The following is a 21,207-nucleotide window of genomic DNA, read 5'->3' as shown; positions in this document are numbered from 1 at the left end:
GGTTATTCTGCGCGAGTGAAGCGTTGATAGCCATGCGTTGTAAGCAGCTTTTCCTGCTCGGCACCCTTAAAGTCCTCGCGAATCATTTCTTGGACCAGCTCGGTGAATTTAATTCTAGGTTCCCAGCCAAGGTTCTTTCGAGCTTTACTGGCGTCGCCAAGAAGCGTTTCGACTTCTGTCGGCCGAAAGTAAGCCGCATCGACAGCCACTATACATTGACCGCTTTTGTTATCGTACCCTTTCTCGTCGACGCCTTTTCCCTCCCATCTTACGTCAATATCCAGTTCCGCAGCCGCCAGGGTCACAAATTCGCGCACGGAATGCTGCTCGCCAGTTGCGATAACGTAATCCTCAGGCGCCTCCTGTTGCAACATAAGCCATTGCATCTCAACATAGTCTTTGGCATGCCCCCAGTCGCGCAGTGAATCTAGATTACCCAGGTAAAGCTTCTCTTGCATGCCTAGCTTGATCCGTGCCAGCGCTCGCGTAATCTTACGCGTCACAAACGTCTCACCTCGCATTGGGGACTCGTGATTGAACAGAATGCCGTTACACGCATAGATGCCGTATGCTTCGCGATAATTGATCGTAATCCAGTATGCATACAATTTGGCCACGGCATAAGGAGACCGTGGGTAGAATGGCGTGGTTTCCTTTTGCGGCGTCTCTTGCACGAGCCCGTACAGCTCAGACGTAGACGCCTGATAGAAACGGACCTTCTTCTCCAAGCCGAGAATTCGGATGGCTTCCAAAATTCTCAACGCCCCTAGAGCGTCGGAGTTGGCGGTGTATTCAGGTTCCTCAAATGAAACGGCTACGTGACTCTGTGCCGCCAGATTGTAAATCTCATCCGGCTGAACGAGCTGAATGATCCGCATCAGACTTGATGAGTCAGTCAGATCGCCATGATGCAACGTCAGATCTACACCCTTTTCATGTGGATCATGATACAAATGATCGATGCGATCCGTATTAAAAAGGGATGTGCGGCGCCTTACGCCGTGAACGGAATAACCCTTTTCCAGCAGGAATGCCGCCAGATAGGCGCCGTCCTGCCCGGTGATGCCGGTTATCAGTGCTTTTTTTTTCATCAATGTTCTCGATGTATCCGATTTGTGTCCGCCCAGCCCCTAAGGCTTTGCCGCCCCCAGCACCGTGAGCCAATGGATCGTCAGGCGCGGCCGTATACGTCGTCAAAACGCACGATATCGTCCTCGCCGAGATAATCGCCGCTTTGCACTTCAATGATCACCAGGTCAATCCGGCCCGGGTTTTCCAGCCTGTGTTTATGACCGCAGGGGATGTAGGTTGACTCGTTGGTCGCCAGGAACAGCTCCTGGTCGCCATTGACTATTTTCGCGGACCCGCTGACCACGACCCAGTGCTCGGAGCGATGGTAGTGCATTTGCAGGCTCAAACGTCTGCCGGGTTTCACCTCGATGCGTTTGATTTTGAAGCGCTCGCCTTCCTCCAGAACCGTATAGGTGCCCCACGGTCTATGTACGGTGCTGTGGACCAAATGTGCCTCATGCCCGGAAGCCTTGAGGCCCTCGAACAACTTCTTGACGTCCTGAACGCGATCGCGGGAGGCGACAAGCAATGCGTCGGGAGAATCCACGATCACCAGATCGCTGACCCCGACCGTGCCGATGACGCGCTTGTCGGAACTTACATAGCTGCCGGTGGTGTCGACCATATGAACATCGCCGCGCAGCCTGTTGCCGCTTTCGTCAGGAGCGATCAAATCGGCCATCGCGTTCCAAGATCCGATGTCGTTCCAATCCATGTCGCAAGGAACCACGGCAAGATTGTTTGCCTTCTCCATAACCGCGTGATCGAGAGAGATTCGCGGAGCGGAGCCAAAATGCTCGGGCGCGAGTTCGATTTTGGCAAAGCCTTCGCCTTGACTGAATCGGCCGTTCTCATAACTGTCGGAAACCGCCTGGATCACTTCGGGGCAATGCAAAGCCATCTCGTCGAGCATGCGTTGCGCGCTGAAGCAGAATATCCCCGCGTTCCAGAAGAAGCGTTTGGAGGCGACATAGGCCTTGGCTGTGTCGAGATCCGGTTTCTCAACGAAGCGGACGACTTTCTCACCATCGGCTTCGATGTAGCCGAATGCCGTGTCCGGTCTGGTCGGGCTGATGCCCAATGTGGCAATCCGCCCCAGTTTTGCGTATTCGATGGCCCGGCCCATAACGTCTAGAAACGCAGGCAAGTTGCCAATCATGTGATCGGCCGGGAAGACGCATAGAATCGCATCAGGGCCCTGCGTTGCCTTGGCATGGACAGTGGCTGCCGCCACGGCAGCGGCAGTATCCCGGCCTTCCGGCTCGAGCAGAAACGTACGCGGCAACACAACCGAATCCAGTTCGTCGAAGTCGTCCTTCGTGAGGAAAAGGTGGTCCCCGGACGTTACAGCCACGAGTTCCACCACGCCCTCAATCGACGCGGCGCGCAGCACTGTGTGCTGAATAAGCGAATGCCCGTCCGCCACTTTAAGAAAAGGCTTGGGGTGCGATTGCCTTGAGGCAGGCCATAGTCGCGATCCGGCTCCACCGCTGATGATGACGGGAACCACTTTCATTAAATGACCTCTGCTTCGTTTGTGGATGCGATCGCCAGCGCCCTGTCGAGCGTCAGCGCCACAATCGCTCTCGCTCTGCCTGGGTCTGCTGCCTCCGAATAACAGCGAAGTTCAGGCGCGTTGCCGGACGGCCGCAGATGGATGATCTCGCCAGTCAGCATCTGTGTCCTTAGGCCGTCGGTCTCGTCAACTTCAGCAACAGTTCCGAACGGGGCCAGAAATCGCTGCAGTGCAGCCCGATCCGCGAGCCGGCGCATCAAGCTGCGCGAACTCTCCACCGGGAAATTCTCAAGGCGTTCGCTTGCACAAGCCGGAAGATTCCACAACGCGCGCAGACCTGACAGCGATTTTCTTGTCGATGCGACCATCCCGAGGACAGCCAGGATGGGGAGCAGTGAATCCCGTGTCGGCAATGCCGTCAATGTCTTGCCGTGTAGCGAACAGTCCGACCCCAAGAGAACGCCACCATTGGCTTCAAAGCCCACAACGATTTTCCCGGGGCGGTGTGAGGCTTCCATGGCTTCGACAACAAAGGGAGATCCGACCTTCGTTCTCAGAACCGTAAAACCGAAGGCTTTCGAAATACCTGAATTCGAAGTCACGGGCGTCACCACGATGTCAGCCCGCAGGAACAGAGCCGTGGCGAGGCCGATCAGGTCGCCGCGAAACAGGTCACCATTCTCGTCGGCAATCAGTGGCCGATCAGCATCGGCATCGGTCGACACGATGGCGTCGAGGTGGAATTCCCGCGCCCAACCCTTGAACTTTGCAATTGTGGTTTCGTCAACGGCTTCGGTATCGACGGGTACGAAGGTCTCCGATTTCCCGACAGGTGTCACATCTGCGCCAAAGGATCGGAGAACCTCCACCAGAAGATCCGCCGCGACCGAACTGTGCTGATAGACGCCGAGCCTCAGGCCCGAAAGGGACCCAGGCTCCAAGATGTCATCGGCGCGCGCGCGATAGGCGGCGATCGCATTGTCGTGATGTCCCGGCAAAGCCGTACCTATTGGCGGCGGGGGGCAATAGGCGTCTAGCCGTTCGGCAGCATAGTGTGCCATAGCGGCTTCATCGGCCTTGGTGATCTCGCCCCGCGGGCTATAGAACTTGATGCCATTGCGGTCCGCAGGGATGTGCGAACCCGTAACCATGAGCGCCGCTGCGTCATGCTGCCCGGCATACAACGCCAAGGCTGGCGTTGGAATGGCACCGCAATCGATCGGTTGAAACCCACTTGCCGCCAAGGCAGCCATGCAGTTGGCGGCGATCGTCGGACTGCTATCGCGCAAGTCGCGACCAACGAACACCTTGGCCTTCGATCGGACCCCATCGGCAACGAGACGCCAAGCGAAAGCCTCCGTATAAAGGCCGCTGGGTTTCCCGACTAATTCTGAAGCCAACCCTCGCAGGCCACTTGATCCAAACTTCATCACTTCGCTTTGGCTGGTAAAGGGAAGACCGTCATATTGCAGCAGACTTGGCTGTCAACCGCAAAATCGCTTCGGGCGGTTCACCTTTCCTTCCAGCTATCCACACTGCATTCCCAGCCGCGTCGACAGGGTGAGAGCCGTCTGGCGTCAAGGACCGAGCGATGGCCTCACGATCGCGCTGCCGGCATTCTCGAACCGCTTGATATCTGCGGAACCATAGGCCATAGGTCGAGAGCAGACCGCACCAGGGCAAAGAGTAGTCAAGGATTGACCTCTCCGGTCGACCCCTCTCTCTATCCTGAGTTGCTGTCGGACTCTAGGGCTCTTTGCAGTTGATGTGCAAGATCTTGATCAAACGGACTTTCTCTTCACCCGCCAACCTATGAAAAAATCTCTGGCGATGATTTCAAGTCCACGCTATGCGATACACGCGGCGGGGGCCGAAGATTTGGTACTAAAAAGAAGCCGCCGGTGACGGATGGTATTCGCTCTAGAGCCACTTTAGTATTGAAGTCTTCGCGCCTGGAGTTCAGTACCGTCCGATGAAATCCTATGTAGAAGCTGTACCCGGACTCCGGCCCACAATGCGTCGCGCCATCATCATGATTCAAGACATCGCCATGGTTCTGGTGGCGGTGGCGCTTAGCCTGACTTTATCGCAGTCGAGGCTGTCGTTCGAAGCGTTCTCTCCAGCGGGTTTCGCTTGCTGGGCGAGCATCATTATTCTTAGTCATCTGTTATTCAGATATTGCGGCCTCTACAATACTGTGTGGCGCTTCGCCTCGACGCCGGATTTCTTCAACATCCTGAAGGGCTGCGCAATACTGACCATCGTCCTTTACTGTGTTTCGCTTTTTGTTCGTTCCTTTCAGCCGGTGGCGGGCCTCAATGAGCGCCAGTTCATCGTCTTCTTCCTGGTTTCTTTCACGATCATCTCGGCGCCCCGGATTTTCTACCGGTTCTTTCGCGACGGCGCGAGCTGGCGCATTCTGAGTCGCGGCAAGGCTTCGACCAAGAGAGCGGTGTTTGTCGGCAAGCTGAGCGAGGCCGACGTAATCATCCGTTTCACGCGCACGACGCAGCCTGTAGAGTATTCAATTGCAGGGATTATGGCGATTGAGCACGGTGTTCCGCAGGGCACTCGGATCCAGGGCGTTCCCGTCGTGGCCACCCGCCCCCGCCTGATCGAGGTGCTGGAAGAATACGCCAAGGGTACGACAAGCCTGGACCTGCTGATTTTCGGCAGCGGCGCCGAACATGAGATCGAGGAGTATTCGGAGCTCGTCCGTGTTGCCCGGCAAGGCGACATAGCGGTGGTGCAGTTCTCGGGGCTTTCGCAGCTTGGCCAGGAAGGAAAGCTCGTTCTCGACGAGGTCGAGATGGAAACGATCCTGCGCCGCCCCACGGTTCCGTCCGACATCGAACGCATCGGGGCCTTCGTTGGCGGCAAGCGCGTCCTGGTCACCGGCGGCGCCGGTTCCATCGGCCGCACCCTGGTCAAGAGGTCACTGGAACTGGGCGCGGAGGCGGTGCTGGTTGCCGACAATTCCGAGTTCGGCATTTTCCAATTGAGCCAATACGTCGAAGAGAAGGACCATGACCGCCTCAAGGTCCGCATTGTCGATGTCGCCGACCGACGCCAGATGACGCGTGTCGTCACCGAGTTCAAGCCGGACATCGTTTTCCACGCCGCGGCACTGAAGCATGTGCCTTTGCTCGAGGAAAACTGGGATTCGGCCATCCAGACCAATGTCTTCGGAACGCTTGTCTGTGCCGAGGTTGCCGCCAAATGCGGCGTCAAGCAATTCGTGCTTGTTTCGAGCGACAAGGCCGTGGACCCGACATCCGTGCTGGGCCTGACGAAGCGGGCGGCCGAACAGATCGTCAGCGCCTTGCATGAAACGCCCGCCGGCGAGGCCGGCGCACGGCGCCCCGCCACCAAGTTCATAGCCGTTCGGTTCGGCAATGTCTTTGGCAGCAATGGCTCGGTCGCAACCATATTCCAGGCGCAGATCGAGGCCGGAGGTCCGGTCACCATAACCGACCGGCGCATGACGCGCTATTTCATGACCGTGGCCGAAGCCGTCGACCTCGTCATCATGTCGGCGGCCGATGCCGCCTCGCGGAAAGCCGGCGACGACTACGCCGTCTACATGCTCGACATGGGCAAACCGGTGCCGATCCTCGAAGTTGCCGAGACGATGATCCGCATGTCCGGAAAAAGCCCATACACGGACATCCCCATTCGCTTCACCGGAATCCGGCCGGGTGAAAAACTCCATGAAACGTTGCATGGTGAGGATGAGGAGCTGGTCGAACTCGGCATTTCCAAGATTTTTGGCCTGAGCACCGATGTCGCGGAATGGTCCGATGTCCAGGCGGCGCTTGCGGCCCTGCAGCAATCCGTGAAGAGCCAGGACAAGGCATCCTCGCTCGCTGTGCTTGCGGGTCTTGACCATACCAAGAAGGTAAGAGGGGACGTGCCTGAGGCCGTGATCCCGAAAGCGGCCGGGCAGGCGAACTGATGCTTCAAAAGACCCTGGCCTTCTTCGGCGCTTGAGCAATCTGCGCAAGAGCGGCATTTATCGGCGGACCTTCGGGACCCTGGGGCGCTGGCTGGCATTCCTCTGCGGGCGCATCCGAGCAGGCGAGGGGTCGAGCTTGGTCGAGCGATAGCCTCATGCTACGTCGAGCGGATTCGTATTTCGTCTTTGGTTTTGGCAACGAGCACTATCGGCGGTTCATGAAGACAGCCAAGCAAATCTTCGATCTTGCCGGCGCGGCGCTGCTGCTCCTGGTCACGTCACCCGTCCTGGCGCTCGCTGTCCTGGCTGTTCGTATATCGTCGCCCGGTCCGGCCATCTTTTCTCAAACGCGGGTTGGCCGCGATGGCGTGCTCTTTCGCTGTCACAAATTGCGCACGATGTATGTCGGCACGCCATCCTTGCCTTCGCACGAGGCGCCGGCGAATGCCGTGACGCCGGCCGGAAAGACCCTGCGGAAGTTCAAGCTCGATGAGCTGCCGCAGTTCTGGAATGTTCTGAAGGGCGAGATGAGCTTGGTCGGACCGCGTCCCTGTCTGCCGACGCAAACCGAGCTGATCGAGTGCCGCCGACGGCTGGGCGTTTCATCGGCGCTTCCCGGCATCACCGGCCTGGCTCAGGTCAAGGGCATCGACATGTCGGACCCGGCCCTATTGGCCGAAACCGATGCCGACTATCTCAAGGTCGCCTCGATCGGCCTTGATCTTCGCATCCTGATCGCGACGATTTATCCAGGTTGAGCTTGCCTGCTGCGCGCCGCGATTTCGCTTAGACGATCAAGCGTCGCTGTTTCCGGCAGCCAGCCCTGCGAGATGAGCAGGGAAGGGTCGCATATCTGTGTCGCCGTCATGCTCTCCCAAAACGCCCGCTTGCCTAGCGCCACCGCGGCCATCCGCATCAGGCTGGCCGGTACGGCAGCCAGGCGCACCGGCCGCCCAAGTCCCTTACGGAAGGCGCTTACGACGGCTGCCACCGACACCGGAGGCACGTCGCTGGCTATATAGGCAGGGCTGAGCGGCCCCGGATGAGCCAACAAATGCCGCACGGCTTGCGCGGCTGCGTCGGCCGACACCAGCGAGCGGGTTCCTGTCAGAATACCTGTCGGCAGCGGCAGGCCCGTATCGGCCAGGCGCATCAGCATTGCCAGATTGCCCTTCATGCCGCTTGCGTAGGCCGCCGGCAGGCGCAGCACGGCCGCGTCGGCGCGGCCGTGCCATGCATAGGCGTCCAGGACTCTGATCTCGCCCTCGCGTTTCGAGCGCCCGTAGGCGCATTGCGGATCGGGGACCGTATGCTCGTCGATCGTTGCGCTGACGCGGGCGCCGATCACGGCCCGGACCGATGACAGTTGGATGAAACGTCCGGTTGCCTGCGTGGCAGCCGCATGCGCCAGCCGCGCGCTCAGTTCCGCGTTGACGGCTCGGTAGTCGGCTTCGGTGGCCTCGCCTTGATCATTGTTCAAGCCGGCGCAGTGAACGACGTCCGTGACGTCACGGGTGACGGCAAGGAAGTCCTTGGCCGGCGCATCGAAACGCGGCAAGCCAACGATGTCGCTGCCCGAAGCGAGCCTTTCTGGGTAGCGCGAGGCGAGGCGAACCTCCACCCCTGCCTCGCAAAGCCTTTGCACGACAAGGCGTCCGATGAAGCCCGATGCGCCTGTGACCAAGACCTTCATTGCCTTGCCCGGAGCCGCTATTGCGTGACTGGCGGAAGCGGCATCTCTTCCGGCAACGGGGCCTGACGTCCCGACGCAAGATAGGTCCCGGATACCAGGAAGACCATGAACACCGAATCCAGGATGTCTTGGCCGATCAGGATGCCTGTCATCCCAGCCGTCAGGTAGGTGATCACCATGACGACGACCATGGTGGCGCCAAAGCGCTCGATCGGGTCGGCGCTGTTGCGCAGGACCAGGGCGGCGTTTCTGCCGGCGACGACAAAGATCGCCGCCAAAGTCACGGCGCCCAGGATGCCCGCCTGTACCAATGCCGTCAGGAAGCCATTGTGGAAATGATTGAAACCTGCCGTTTTCGCGAACAGGTCTTGGAAGCCCTGCCTGATCAAGAGCTGGTTGGCGCCCACTCCGTGTCCGAACAAGGGCATGTCGCGAAATGCCTTCAGGCCGATGTCCCAGAGGGCAACACGTATTCCAAGCGAGGTGTCGGAATTGCCGTGCGCCCCAAGCGCGTCCCAATCAGAGCGCAGAAAATCAAATCTGTCGGATATCGTATGGAATCCGATAGCGGCGACCGCGACGCCGATCGCAGCCATCAGAAGCACCAGACGGACGGCATTCTTCCCTTTCAGCCAATGCTGGTTGATCAACAGCACGGCAATGCCGGAAATCAGCAGCGCCAGCCAGATGATACGCGTGCCGGAATAGATGATGGCGATCGTTCCGCCGAGCGCTGCGCAGCTCAGCGCGCTCTTGTGCCTTTCGATGCCCGACAGGGCACCGGCCACGCAGGCCATCACTGCAAGGCAGACGACCGTGGCGAACACGATCGCATTTCCCGCTCCGCCCTCCGCCCTCATCCCGATCCAATATTGCTGGATGACCGCCAACAGCAGCGCGACGAAACAGGCGGCCATGCTGCTGAGGATTATGATCCGGACAAGGGTTGTTTTCTGCGTAATGCTCCAGGTTGAATAGGAGAGGGGGAAAAACAGGAAGGTAACGAGCGGGATCAGATGCGGCGCATCCCTGACAATTGCGTTATTGGCGAGCGAAGCCAGGAGATTTGCCGCGCAATAGGCATAGATCGCGATCGTGAGCGCCATCATCGCCCGGTCGATGTTGAAGCGCCTCTTTTTCGAGGCGATCAAAAGAACCGACCACAGGCCGCCGCCGTTGAACACGAAGCTCACCACAGACCCCAGGACCGGTGGAAAAAAGAAGCAAGCGATGGAAAAATAGATATTGATCCGCGCGGGCGAGAACTGCCGTCTTATCGATGAAAGCTGGCTCAAGGGCGGCTCACCATTCTCGGACGCTTCACACGGCGGATTGTCTGACGGCGGCGAACATAGCCCTGCCGAAATTGCCCGTGTCGCATCGTGCATCTGCCCGCTTTCAGAGGCCGGTATAGCGGCTTGGGTCTTTTTCTGAAAGTGCATCAAGGCCGATTGCCACGGAAAATCGGTAGTCGCTGGCAGACGATCGGATTGGGCGCGCGAAGACTGCGTGCTTTTCATCAAGCAATTTTTTCCCCCGCATTTTCTCAGCCGCCGGCGTGACAAGCAGGAATTTCCGCATTTTGACGCATGGATGGAAAATTCATTCCCGAACCACTCCTTGCCAGGCGCGTCTTGCATTGTTCTGGGCAGCGGCGATCTGCTAGAACGCCCGCAAGAATAACATTGTCCAGAAGCAAGCTTGAACCGGGCGGGAAGCCCGATGATTTGATGCCAGGTCTTCTGTCGGAAGGCACGAGAGAACGCTAGACAGGCCATGACAACAGCGCTTACGCACCTGCAGCGGCTTGAGGCCGAGTCAATCCACATATTCCGTGAAGTCGCGGCCGCCTTCGCCAAGCCGGTCATGCTCTATTCCGTAGGCAAGGATTCGTCCGTGCTGATGCACCTGGCGATGAAGGCATTCTATCCCGCCAAGCCGCCCTTTCCGTTCCTTCATGTCGACACAACCTGGAAATTTCGCGAGATGATCGCCTTTCGCGATCAGATGGCGCAAAAACTCGGTTTCGATCTCCTGGTTCACGTCAACCAGGATGGCGTGCGCGACAACATCAATCCCTTCGATCATGGCTCCAACACGCACACCCATGTGATGAAGACCGTGGCGCTGCGCCAGGCGCTCGACAAATACGGTTTCGATGCCGCCTTTGGCGGCGCCCGCCGCGACGAGGAAAAATCGCGCGCCAAGGAGCGCATCTTTTCCTTCCGCAACGCCCAGCATGTCTGGGATCCGAAGAATCAGCGCCCCGAAATGTGGAAGATCTTCAACACCCGCATCGCCACGGGTGAATCGATCCGGGTCTTTCCGCTGTCCAACTGGACCGAGCTCGACATCTGGCAGTACATCCTGCAGGAGAACATCCCGATCGTGCCGCTCTATTTCGCCAAGCAGCGGCCGGTCGTCGAACGCGATGGCATGCTCATCCTCAAGGACGACGATCGCATGAAATTGCGCCCCGGTGAGACCATCGAGAATCGGCTGGTGCGCTTCCGCACGCTCGGCTGCTACCCGCTGACCGGCGCCATCGAATCGGAAGCCGACACGCTGGAAGCTATCGTCGGCGAGATGCTGACCGCGCGCACCTCCGAACGGCAGGGCCGCCTGATCGACCGGGACGAAGCCGGCTCGATGGAAAAGAAGAAGCGCGAGGGGTATTTCTGACCATGCGCCACATCATGGCAAAGAGCCTCGCACCTACCGACGGCGTCCGCGATTATCTGGCGGCGCAGGAGAAGAAGTCGCTGCTGCGCTTCCTCACCTGCGGCTCCGTCGACGATGGCAAGTCGACGCTGATCGGCCGTCTGCTCTCCGACACCAAGCAGATTTTCGAGGACCAGCTTGCCGCGCTCGAACGCGATTCGCGCAAGCACGGCACGACCGGCGACGACATCGATTTCGCACTGCTGGTCGACGGTCTCGAAGCCGAGCGCGAGCAAGGCATCACCATCGACGTCGCCTATCGCTTCTTCGCCACGCCAAAGCGCAAATTCATTGTCGCCGACACGCCCGGCCACGAGCAGTACACGCGTAACATGGCGACCGGCGCGTCCACCGCCGACCTGGCAATCGTGCTGATCGATGCGCGGCAAGGCGTGCTGCGCCAGACCAGGCGCCACTCGATCATCGCCTCGCTGCTCGGCATCCGCCATATCGTGCTGGCCGTCAACAAGATCGATCTCGTCGATTTCGATAAGGCGGTCTTCGACCGGATCACGCAGGACTATCAGCAGTTTTCGCGCGATCTCGGCTTTGAGACCATCGTGCCGATCCCGATGTCGGCGCGCTACGGCGACAACGTCACCGGCCGCTCCGACAGGATGGAATGGTATTCCGGCCCGACGCTGATCGAACATCTCGAAACCGTTTCGGTCGACGAGGCCGCGGCCGAGTTACCGTTCCGTTTTCCGGTGCAGTACGTCAACCGCCCCAATCTCGATTTTCGCGGCTTCGCCGGAACGATCGCCTCGGGCGCGATCTCGCAAGGCGACGAGGTCGTCGTCGCCAAATCGGGCAAATCCTCCCGCGTCAGGCGCATCGTCGCGCAGGGTGGCGACCTCGCCCAGGCGGTTGCCGGCCAGGCCATCACGCTTGTCCTCGATGACGAGGTCGAGATTTCCCGGGGCAACATGCTGGTGGCGCCTGCGGCACGCCCGCAGGTCGCCGACCAGTTCGCCGCCAACATCGTCTGGTTCGACGAACATGCGCTGCTGCCGGGCCGCTCCTATATCCTGCGCACCGAGACCGACCAGACCAGCGCTACCGTCACCGATTTGAAATATCGGGTCAATGTCAATGACTTTGCCCGTGAAGCTGCCAAGTCGCTCGAGATGAACGAAGTGGGCATCTGCAACATCTCGACGCGCACGCCGATCGCTTTCGACACCTTCGCCGAGAACCGTACAACCGGCGCGTTCATCCTGATCGACCGCATCAGCAACGCCACGGTCGGCGCCGGCATGATCGTGCATTCGCTGCGCCGTGCCGAGAACATCCATTGGCAATCGCTCGATGTCGGCAAGCGGGTACGTGCCGACATCAAGAACCAGCGGCCCGCCGTGTTCTGGTTCACCGGGCTGTCCGGCTCGGGCAAATCGACCATCGCCAACCTGTTCGAGAAGAAGCTGTTTGCCTCCGGGCGCCATACCTACATTCTCGACGGCGACAATGTCCGCCACGGCCTCAACCGCGATCTCGGCTTTACCGACGCCGACCGCGTCGAAAACATCCGCCGCGTCGCCGAAGTGGCCCGCCTCATGGCCGATGCAGGGCTGATCGTCATCGTTTCCTTCATTTCGCCTTTCAGCGCCGAGCGGCGCATGGCCCGCGAATTGATGGCCGAAGGCGAGTTCGTCGAAGTGTTCGTCGACACGCCGTTCGAGGAATGCGCCAGGCGTGACCCGAAAGGCCTCTACGCCCGCGCGCTCAATGGCGAGATCAAGAATTTCACCGGTGTCGACTCGCCTTACGAAGCGCCGGAAAAACCGGAAATCCATCTGAAGACGCTCGGCAAATCGGCCGAGGAGATGGTAGATGCCCTGGAACACTGGCTGAACGAGCGTGACATTGCCGAAGACCAATACGACAATGGCGGCGGCATCTGACGACAGGTCGATGCTCGAAATTTTCGAGGGGCTCGCTTTGGCGGCCGGCCGCGAGGTCATGCGTGTGTTCCACGCCGGCTGCGCGGTCGACCAGAAATCAGATTCCTCGCCGGTGACCGAGGCGGACCGCGAGAGCGAGAAGATCATTCTGGCCGGATTGCGTGCCGCCTTTCCCGACATTCCCTGCGTGGCCGAGGAGGAAGCATCCGCCGGCATCGTGCCGCCGGACCTCGACGGGGCTTTCTTCCTGATCGATCCGCTGGACGGCACCAAGGAATTCGTCAATCGCCGCACCGATTTCACCGTCAACATCGCGCTTGTCCGCCACGGCGTGCCGGAAGTCGGCGTCGTTTTCGCGCCCTGCACGGGCCGGTTCTTTTCCGGGCTGCCGGGCAAGGCGGAATTCCTCGAAATAGATGGCGACTTCCGCATCGTCTCTCGCCGGCCGATTTCGGTGAGGGCGGCTGCGACGCCGCTGGCTGTGGTTGCGAGCCGCTCCCACAATACGCCCGAAACCGAAGCCTATATTCGCGACCTAGGCGTCGCTGAGATCGTCTCTGTCGGCTCGTCGCTGAAATTCTGTCTGCTCGCCAATGGCGAGGCGGACATTTATCCGCGCTTCGGTCGTACCATGGAGTGGGATACCGCGGCCGGCGATGCCGTGCTGCGCGCCGCCGGCGGCATCACGCGCACGCTGGACGGACAGCCCTTGATGTATGGCAAGCGAAAACAGGGCGGCGATGCGGATTTCGCCAATCCGCATTTCATCGCCAGCGGCAGGGCAGGGGCAAGCCCCGCCTGAAGCCGGCTGGTTACTCGGCCGCGGCCTGCGCCGAGGTCGATCCGATATAGTTGCGGATCGTCTCGATGATCCGGTCCTGATCGGCTTCGCTGAGATAGGGATGCATCGGCAGGCACAGGATGCGCTTGGGCAATTGCTCGGATACGGCAAGGCCGGTCGGCGTTCTCGGATAGTCGCGATAGGCGATCTGCTCGTGCAGCGGCTTCACATAGTAGATGACCGACGGAATGCCTTTTTCGCCGAGATGCGCCTTCAGCCCGTCGCGCTTGGGCGTCTCGATGGCGTATTGCGCCCAGGCCGAGCGGCTGCCGTCCAGGTTGCGGGCTGCCGTGACGACATCAGCAAGCCCTTCGGCATAACGGTTCGCCACCATTTGCCGGGCAACCATCTCGTCCTCGAGAATGGCGAGCTTTTCGATCAGGATCGCGGCCTGCAGCGTGTCGAGCCGTGAATTGATGCCGACCCGGATGTTGTCATATTGCGTCTCGCCCTTGCCGTGGAAGGCGAAGGAGCGCAGCTTGTCGGCCAAGGCGTCGTCGTTGGTGAACATCGCTCCGCCGTCGCCGTAGCAGCCGAGCGGCTTCGCCGGATAGAAACTGGTCGAGCCGACCGTGCCGAACGACCCGCACATCTTGCCGTCCGCCGAACCGCCCATCGATTGGGCGGCATCCTCGATCACCATCAGGCCTTCTCGGTGGGCGATCGCCATGATGGCATCGTAGTCGGCGGCAAGGCCGAAGAGGTCGACCGGAATGATCGCCCTGGGCTTCAGCCGGCCTTCTTTCTTGATCATCGTGATCGCCGCCTCGAGGCTGGCGATGTCGATGTTGTAGGTGTTGGGATCGACGTCGACGAAAACCGGCTCGGCCTTGGCCAGCGCCACCACTTCCGCCGTGGCGGCAAAGGTGAAGCTCGGAACGAACACGGCATCGCCCGGGCCGATCCCGGCGGCGAACAGCGGCAAAAGCAGTGCGTCGGTGCCGTTGGCGCAGGCCACGACGTGCTTGACGCCGACATAGGCGGCGAGCTTTTTCTCGAATTCGGCTACCTGGGGACCGAGGATATAGCGGCCGTCCTCGACGACATGGTCGATCGCGGCCTTCAGCCGGTCGCGGATTCGTTCGCGCTGTGCGCCAAGATCGATGAACTGCATGTCGTCCTCAAACGATTTTTAACCGGGCGGTCTAGCCTCGACCCGCTGGTATCAGAATTGCGCCTGCCGAGAAAGCCGGGCGCGCGGAGCGACAAATTGCCCGGTCGTGGCAGTCTGTTACCGCATTTTCCGGTGTCGGTCAGCCGGACGCCGGAAATCCGGGATTCGTGCGGCGCAATTACGGCCTTATAACCCCAGAGTCGACCCTGCTAAACATAAAGTGATCGGCCGGCTCAATCCATGTTGGGCCTTACCACGACCCGAACTTGGGTCAGCCAAGGCCTGAGAACGCCAGTCCGCAGTGCGGCAGCTATCCGAAGATAGGAATTTTTTCTTGACTGGGTGAAGGCAACCATGCTACATATTTGCCCATGGTGCTGAGTTGCGCCAAGGACCCGCCGCACAGGCGGGTTTTCTTTACTGCCTCATCAACAGCGCGCCGGCGAAGGTTCCAAGGAACCTGTTAATTTGGATTCGTTTCCTCTGGCGCGCCACTCAGGCGATCTCATGGCGCCAGGGCGGATTGGCGCCGGCCCGCGATACCGTCACCGCCGCCGCTTTGGCGCCGAGTGTCAGGGCCGCACGGATGGCGTCCTCGGAAAGGCCTGAAATCGCCGCTTTCGTTAGCCGGCCCTGCTCATGCAGCGAGGCGAGGATGCCGGCATTGAACGTATCACCGGCGCCGACCGTATCGACCACCTCGACTTTTCGCGGCGTTACGCTGACCGTGTGGTCCCTGGTGTAGCCGACGGCGCCTTCGCTGCCATGGGTGACGACGATCAGCTTGGGTCCGCGGTCGAGCCAGTTGCGCACGACGTCCTCGTGCGAGCCGGCTTCGTCGAACCAGTGAAGATCTTCATCCGAGAGTTTCACGATATCGGCCATCGCCATCATCTCGCGGATACGCTTCAGATGCTTTGCCTTGTCCGGGATGAAGTTCGGCCGGATGTTGGGGTCGAGCATCATGACGCGACGACCATGCTCGCGCTTCATCAATTCCTCGTAGGCGGCCCCCGCCGGGTCCGAAATAAGGCTGATGGCGCCGAACAGCATGGCCTCGATCTCCGGACCAAGTTGCGGCAGATCCTCGCCGGTCAGCATGCGCCCGGCGGTGTTCTCGTCGTAGAAAGTGTAGGTTGCCTGGCCATCGTTCAGCCGCACGAAGGCGAGCGTCGTCGGCCGGGGCGAAGTGTGCGCATAGGTGGAACTGACCTTGCTCGCCCCGAGCGCTTCGCGGAGCTGGCCGCCGAACAGGTCCGACGACAGGCCCGAGAAGAAGCTGGCAGGAGCGCCCAGCCGGCCGAGCGCAATGGCGGTGTTGAACACCGCGCCGCCGACATAGGGTGCGAAGGCCCGTTCTCCCTCCGTCGTCGTGCGCGGCAGCATATCGATCAGGGCCTCGCCGCAGCAAAGGATCATTGTCTTGTCGTCTCCGGCGGATGGATCACGCCCTTGCGGATGATGATGTTGGCGTAGAGCCTGGGTTCGCTGGTCGCGACGATGGCGTGCGCGGCCCTGACGCGTGCATAGAAGTCGGCACCGGCCAGCGCAACCACCTTGCGCCCGGGCGCGCGTTTTGCACACAGCACTTCGATTTCATGATGCACGGGATCGGCGAGCGAGGGGTCGCCCTTGGCCGAGGCGCGAAACAGCGCCTCCGGCACGACGTCATCGACGGGCAGCACGCTCAATATGGCGTCCAGCACCGGAATGAGATGGTGGCCGTCGGCCCGCACCAGCCGCTTTGCCTGCTCTTCGGCCGGGTAGTTTCCATCGACCAGGGCGATTTCGTCGCCATGCCCCATCGCACGCAGGATCGCCAGAAGCTCCGGACCGAGCAGCGCCGGAATTCCGATCAGCATTCAGATGCTCCTGGAAATCGTGGTCGAACCGATCAGGAAGCGCTCGGATAGTGGCAGGCTGGCGCCCCCGAGAGCGCGCGCGTGAATACCGACGGTGCCTTCGCGGACGTTTGGCAGTTTCAATCCCTCGGCATCGACCGTGTCGATGGTTGCGATGACGGCGTCGACCAGCCTGCGGCGCACCTGCGTCGGCATCCAGCCGTCGATCACCGCCGCCTCGAAGTCGATGACGGACGATGCCGCGACGATGGCATAGGCGAGCGCCCGCGAGGCGTTTGTAATCCAGTCGTCGAGCTCGGCGCCGATCTCGCCCCAGTCCTCGGGCGACGTCCACAGATGCGAAGCCTCGACGCCACGTGCATTGAGCGCTTTTTCGAGCATGGCGATCGAAGCCACGTCGATCAATTGGGTCGGCTTTCCCTCCGGTCCGGGCACCGGCATGGAGCCCAGCGCGCCGGCGTTGCCGGTCGGGCCGCCAAAGAGCCGCCCGTTGAGGACGATGCCGCCGCCGGCAAAGGCGCCGATATAGAAATAGACGAAATCACGCGGGGCGCCTGCCTGGCCGAAGACCAGTTCCGCGCCGCAGGCCGAAGTGGCGTCGTTCTGCAGATAGACCGGAAAATCGCATTGCGCCTGGATGTCGGCGCGGATATCGCGATGGCGCCATTCGTCCATGACGTCGCGCGGCGCGCCGGCGGTATCGGCCCAGTTCCAGAGCTCGAACGGCATGGCGATGCCGAGTCCCGCTATGCGTTTGTCCTGCGCGGGCGAAAGCTCGCCACGCATCTTCTTCATGCCTGATGTGACGAATTCCACCGTCTCGCGCGGGGCAGGGTAGCGGTAGGAATGCTGCAGCATCGAACGTACATTGCCGAGGAAATCGATCAGCACGAGTTCGGCGCTGCGGCGGCCGATCTTCAGGCCGATGAAGAACGCGCCTTCGGGATTGAGCGCCATGGGGATGGAGGGCTGGCCGATCTTGCCGCGCAGCGGCGCCTGCCGCAGCAACAGGCTTTCCTCCTCGAGCTCGCGCATGATCACGGAGACGGTTTGCGCCGACAGTCCGGTCATGCGGGCGATGTCGGACTTCGCCAGGCTGCCATGCTGGCGCACCAGCGACAGCACCAGCCGCTCATTGTGGTCCCGCATGCCGCTCTGGTTGGTACCACGGTGAATAAGGCTCTCATTCGCCTCGGGCGAACCATGCCTGGCAGTGGCCGTCTCCACCCCTGTTCCTCCCGTCATTTCCCCTCGAGGCTTCTGGAACAGAATGTGCGAACGGCGCAAGGCTGTCAATAATAAATAAGAGTGATTTAATTATTGACAGAGAGATTGGTCTGGTGTCATTTGAGGCAGGCATCCGTACCGGGAGAGGTTGCTTGGATGCCGGAGGGGTGCCGGTTGGCCGGCATCTGAAATGTTCCACTGGGAGGAAATCGTGACCAATACAAAACTGTTGAAGTCCACCGTTTTTGCGGCGGCCGCTCTGGGCCTGATGGCATTCGCCTCGTCCGCATCCGCGGCCGGTGTCGGCGCCTGCCTGATCACCAAGACCGACACCAATCCCTTCTTTGTCAAGATGAAGGAGGGTGCGACCGCCAAGGCCAAGGAGCTTGGTGTCGACCTCAAGACTTATGCCGGCAAGATCGACGGCGACAGCGAAAGCCAGGTCGCGGCGATCGAGAGCTGCATCGCCGACGGCGCCAAGGGCATCCTCATCACCGCGTCCGACACCAAGGGCATCGTGCCGACCGTGAAGAAGGCGCGTGACGCCGGCCTGCTGGTGATCGCGCTCGACACGCCGCTCGATCCGATCGACGCCGCCGACGCGACCTTTGCCACCGACAATTTGGAGGCCGGCAAGCTGATCGGCGCCTGGGCCGCCGCGACGCTCGGCGACAAGGCCAAGGACGCCAAGATCGGCTTTCTCGACCTGACCCCCTCGCAACCGACCGTGGACGTGCTGCGCGACCAGGGCTTCATGATGGGCTACGGCATCGACGTGAAGGATCCTAACAAGATCGGCGACGAGGATGACGCGCGCATCGTCGGCCATGACGTCACCAACGGCAATGAGGAGGGCGGCCGCAAGGCGATGGAGAACCTTCTGCAGAAGGACAACACCATCAACGTCATCCACACCATCAACGAGCCGGCCGCGGTCGGCGCCTATCAGGCGCTCAAGGCCGTCGGCCTGGAAAGCCAGGTGCTGATCGTCTCCGTTGATGGCGGCTGCCCCGGCGTGAAGTCGGTGGCCGAAGGCGTCATCGGCGCGACATCGCAGCAATATCCGCTGCAGATGGCGGCGCTCGGCATCGAGGCCATCGCCAACTTCGCCAAGGACGGCACCAAGCCGAAGCCGACCGAAGGCAAGAACTTCTTCGACACCGGCGTCAATCTGGTGACCGACAAGCCGGCCAATGGCGTGAAGTCCATCGACACCAAGGAAGGCCTCGCCAAGTGCTGGGGCTGATGCCGGTCTGACTGGCAACGAAAAACGGAGCGGCCGGACTTGATCCCCGGCCGCTTCGGGTGGACGATGGTCGCGTGACCGCGAACAATCCCGGCAGGAGACCGGAAAGGCGTGGACGGGTGTCGCCGCGTGGCTGATACCCTACGGGGAGGAAACATGTCTCAAGCTCAGGAATTCGAGAAGGTTCTCTCAGGCAGCGACACGAGCGTTGCCGCGTTTGACGAGCATAAATCGGCGGTCAGACGCATCCAGCATTTTCTGCATTCGACGCCGGCCGCGGTGCCGCTGATCGTTCTGGTCCTGGCGATCATCGTGTTCGGCCTCACCATTGGCGGGCGTTTCTTCTCGTCCTACACGCTGACGCTGATCCTGCAGCAGATCGCCATCGTCGGCATTCTGGGTGCCGCCCAGACCCTGGTCATCCTCACCGCCGGCATCGACCTTTCGATTGGCGTCATCATGGTGATTTCGGCCGTGATCATGGGCAATTGCGCCGTCAGCTACGGCCTGCCGAGCGTCCTTGCCGTAGCGATCGGACTTGCCGCGGGTGCTGCCTGCGGGCTGCTCAACGGGGTGCTTGTCGCCTACATGAAACTGCCGCCATTCATCGTGACACTCGGCACCTGGAACATCGTCATGGCGACGAACTTCATTTATTCGGCCAATGAGACGATCCGCGACACCGACGTCGACGTTCAGGCACCGCTGCTGCATCTGTTCGCGCTCAGCTTCAAGGTCGGCACCGCTGTGCTGACGGCCGGCGTGATTGCGATGGTCGCGCTCGTGCTGCTCCTTTGGTACGTGCTCAATCACACGGCATGGGGCCGCCATGTCTACGCTGTCGGCGACGACCAGGAGGCGGCGAAACTGTCGGGTATCCAGACCAAGAAGGTGCTCATGACGGTCTATACCCTGGCCGGGCTGATCGCCGCTTTCGCCGCCTGGGTCTCCATCGGTCGCAATGGGTCGATCTCGCCGTCGGCCGCCGTGACCGACTACAATCTGCAGGCGATCACCGCCACGGTGATCGGCGGTATTTCTCTTTTCGGCGGCCGCGGCTCGATCCTCGGCACGCTGTTCGGCGCGATGATCGTCGGTGTCGTCTCCATGGGCCTCAACATGCTGGGCGCCGATCCGCAATGGAAGGTGCTGCTCACCGGCGTGCTGATCATCGGCGCCGTGGCGGTCGATCAATGGATCAGAAAGGTTTCGGCATGACCCAGGACCCTATCCTCACCGCTCGTGGACTGGTCAAGCGCTACGGCCGCGTCACCGCCTTGGACAATGCCGATTTCGACCTCTACCCCGGCGAAATCCTCGCTGTTATCGGTGACAACGGCGCCGGCAAGTCGTCGCTCATCAAGGCGATTTCAGGCGCTGTGGTGCCCGATGAAGGCGAAATCCGGCTTGAGGGCAAACCGGTCGCCTTCAAGTCGCCCATGGAGGCTCGCGAAGCCGGCATCGAGACCGTCTACCAGAACCTGGCGCTGTCCCCAGCGCTGTCGATCGCCGACAACATGTTTCTCGGCCGCGAGATCCGCAAGCCCGGCTTTGTCGGCCAATGGCTTCGCATGCTCGACCGTCCGGCGATGGAAAAGCGCGCCCGCGACAAGCTGACTGAACTCGGCCTGATGACCATCCAGAACATCAGCCAGGCGGTGGAGACGCTGTCGGGCGGCCAGCGCCAGGGCGTGGCAGTGGCGCGCGCCGCCGCTTTCGGCTCCAAGATGGTCATCATGGACGAGCCGACGGCAGCACTTGGCGTCAAGGAAAGCCGCCGCGTGCTGGAACTCATCCTCGACGTGAAGAAGCGCGGCCTGCCGATCGTGCTGATCTCGCACAACATGCCGCATGTCTTCGAAGTGGCAGACCGCATCCACATCCATCGGCTGGGTCGTCGGCTGTGCGTCATCGATCCCAAACAACATACAATGTCCGATGCCGTCGCCTTCATGACCGGGGCAAAGACGCCGCCGGAGGCGACGCTGGCGGCCTGAACTGCCACATTGCCGCTGGGTAAGTCGCCTCCGACTTACTTAAATCGATTGAACGTTTGCTGC

17 protein-coding genes are annotated in these 21,207 nt (G+C 60.8%); 8 read left to right on the top strand and 9 right to left on the bottom strand.

Annotated features, from left to right (window positions below; genetic code table 11):
* Positions 1-2: 2 nt before the first annotated feature.
* From gmd to LB541_RS01220, 3 genes are all read right to left on the bottom strand, one after another.
* Positions 3-1,091: a GDP-mannose 4,6-dehydratase gene (gene gmd, locus LB541_RS01230; protein WP_140494852.1), complete on the bottom strand. Its 1,089-nt coding sequence runs from the start codon at positions 1,089-1,091 to the stop codon at positions 3-5.
* 80 nt (positions 1,092-1,171) lie between these two features.
* On the bottom strand, positions 1,172-2,587 hold the full coding sequence (locus LB541_RS01225) for a mannose-1-phosphate guanylyltransferase/mannose-6-phosphate isomerase (RefSeq protein WP_140671855.1): 1,416 nt from the start codon (positions 2,585-2,587) through the stop codon (positions 1,172-1,174).
* Entirely contained in the window at positions 2,587-4,017 is a 1,431-nt protein-coding gene (locus tag LB541_RS01220; RefSeq protein ID WP_224617633.1) for a phosphomannomutase, read from the bottom strand. Before LB541_RS01220 ends, LB541_RS01225 begins: the two co-directional genes overlap by 1 nt.
* 542 nt (positions 4,018-4,559) lie before the next feature.
* Between LB541_RS01220 and LB541_RS01215 the strand changes: the two genes are divergently transcribed.
* Complete coding sequence (locus LB541_RS01215; RefSeq protein WP_181175067.1) at positions 4,560-6,542, top strand: nucleoside-diphosphate sugar epimerase/dehydratase; 1,983 nt, start codon at positions 4,560-4,562, stop codon at positions 6,540-6,542.
* Between the two features lie 218 nt (positions 6,543-6,760).
* Positions 6,761-7,300 (top strand): sugar transferase, encoded by a 540-nt coding sequence (locus LB541_RS01210; RefSeq protein WP_140520766.1) that lies wholly within the window; start codon positions 6,761-6,763, stop codon positions 7,298-7,300.
* Here the strand turns inward: LB541_RS01210 and LB541_RS01205 are convergent.
* Both LB541_RS01205 and LB541_RS01200 read right to left on the bottom strand, forming a co-directional pair.
* Positions 7,288-8,235, bottom strand: a complete 948-nt coding sequence (locus LB541_RS01205; RefSeq protein WP_224617632.1) for an NAD-dependent epimerase/dehydratase family protein — start codon at positions 8,233-8,235, stop codon at positions 7,288-7,290. The two genes, LB541_RS01210 and LB541_RS01205, sit on opposite strands and share 13 nt — an antisense overlap.
* A 17-nt stretch (positions 8,236-8,252) precedes the next feature.
* Positions 8,253-9,530 (bottom strand): O-antigen ligase family protein, encoded by a 1,278-nt coding sequence (locus tag LB541_RS01200; protein ID WP_224617867.1) that lies wholly within the window; start codon positions 9,528-9,530, stop codon positions 8,253-8,255.
* Between the two features lie 481 nt (positions 9,531-10,011).
* Here LB541_RS01200 and cysD point away from each other — a divergent pair, with 481 nt between their 5' ends.
* The 3 genes from cysD to cysQ are packed head-to-tail and all read left to right on the top strand — an operon-like array spanning position 10,012 to position 13,659.
* Positions 10,012-10,917: a sulfate adenylyltransferase subunit CysD gene (gene cysD / locus LB541_RS01195; protein ID WP_140638718.1), complete on the top strand. Its 906-nt coding sequence runs from the start codon at positions 10,012-10,014 to the stop codon at positions 10,915-10,917.
* 2 nt (positions 10,918-10,919) lie between these two features.
* Complete coding sequence (gene cysN / locus LB541_RS01190) at positions 10,920-12,857, top strand: sulfate adenylyltransferase subunit CysN (RefSeq protein WP_224617631.1); 1,938 nt, start codon at positions 10,920-10,922, stop codon at positions 12,855-12,857.
* A 10-nt stretch (positions 12,858-12,867) separates the two neighbouring features.
* Positions 12,868-13,659, top strand: coding sequence for a 3'(2'),5'-bisphosphate nucleotidase CysQ (gene cysQ / locus LB541_RS01185; RefSeq protein ID WP_224617630.1), 792 nt, complete (start codon positions 12,868-12,870; stop codon positions 13,657-13,659).
* A gap of 10 nt (positions 13,660-13,669) precedes the next feature.
* On the opposite strand, the gene LB541_RS01180 is transcribed toward cysQ, so the two are convergent.
* The 4 genes from LB541_RS01180 to LB541_RS01165 form a co-directional block, all read right to left on the bottom strand.
* Entirely contained in the window at positions 13,670-14,812 is a 1,143-nt protein-coding gene (locus LB541_RS01180; RefSeq protein WP_224617629.1) for a DegT/DnrJ/EryC1/StrS family aminotransferase, read from the bottom strand.
* Between the two features lie 495 nt (positions 14,813-15,307).
* Positions 15,308-16,231: a carbohydrate kinase family protein gene (locus tag LB541_RS01175; protein ID WP_140494831.1), complete on the bottom strand. Its 924-nt coding sequence runs from the start codon at positions 16,229-16,231 to the stop codon at positions 15,308-15,310.
* Positions 16,228-16,674 carry an RbsD/FucU family protein gene (locus LB541_RS01170; protein WP_140514913.1) on the bottom strand — a complete coding sequence of 149 codons (447 nt, stop codon included), beginning with the start codon at positions 16,672-16,674 and terminating at the stop codon, positions 16,228-16,230. Before LB541_RS01170 ends, LB541_RS01175 begins: the two co-directional genes overlap by 4 nt.
* The gene (locus tag LB541_RS01165) at positions 16,675-17,901 is read right to left on the bottom strand and encodes an ROK family protein (protein ID WP_140520761.1); all 1,227 of its coding nucleotides are present in this window, start codon (positions 17,899-17,901) and stop codon (positions 16,675-16,677) included.
* Positions 17,902-18,091: 190 nt separating this feature from the next.
* Here LB541_RS01165 and LB541_RS01160 point away from each other — a divergent pair, with 190 nt between their 5' ends.
* The 3 genes from LB541_RS01160 (at position 18,092) to LB541_RS01150 (ending at position 21,144) form a co-directional block, all read left to right on the top strand.
* Positions 18,092-19,147 carry a sugar ABC transporter substrate-binding protein gene (locus LB541_RS01160; RefSeq protein ID WP_411910452.1) on the top strand — a complete coding sequence of 352 codons (1,056 nt, stop codon included), beginning with the start codon at positions 18,092-18,094 and terminating at the stop codon, positions 19,145-19,147.
* A gap of 156 nt (positions 19,148-19,303) precedes the next feature.
* Positions 19,304-20,365 carry an ABC transporter permease gene (locus LB541_RS01155; protein ID WP_140494823.1) on the top strand — a complete coding sequence of 354 codons (1,062 nt, stop codon included), beginning with the start codon at positions 19,304-19,306 and terminating at the stop codon, positions 20,363-20,365.
* Positions 20,362-21,144 carry an ATP-binding cassette domain-containing protein gene (locus tag LB541_RS01150; RefSeq protein ID WP_140559488.1) on the top strand — a complete coding sequence of 261 codons (783 nt, stop codon included), beginning with the start codon at positions 20,362-20,364 and terminating at the stop codon, positions 21,142-21,144. The genes LB541_RS01155 and LB541_RS01150 overlap by 4 nt, the downstream gene beginning before the upstream one ends.
* Positions 21,145-21,207 lie beyond the last annotated feature (63 nt).

Origin of the sequence: Mesorhizobium sp. BR1-1-15, assembly GCF_020165475.1 — a bacterium.
In the GTDB taxonomy this organism is placed as follows: domain Bacteria; phylum Pseudomonadota; class Alphaproteobacteria; order Rhizobiales; family Rhizobiaceae; genus Mesorhizobium.
The sequence above is the reverse complement of the archived record's forward strand: the minus strand, read 5'-3'. Positions and strand labels throughout refer to the sequence as shown.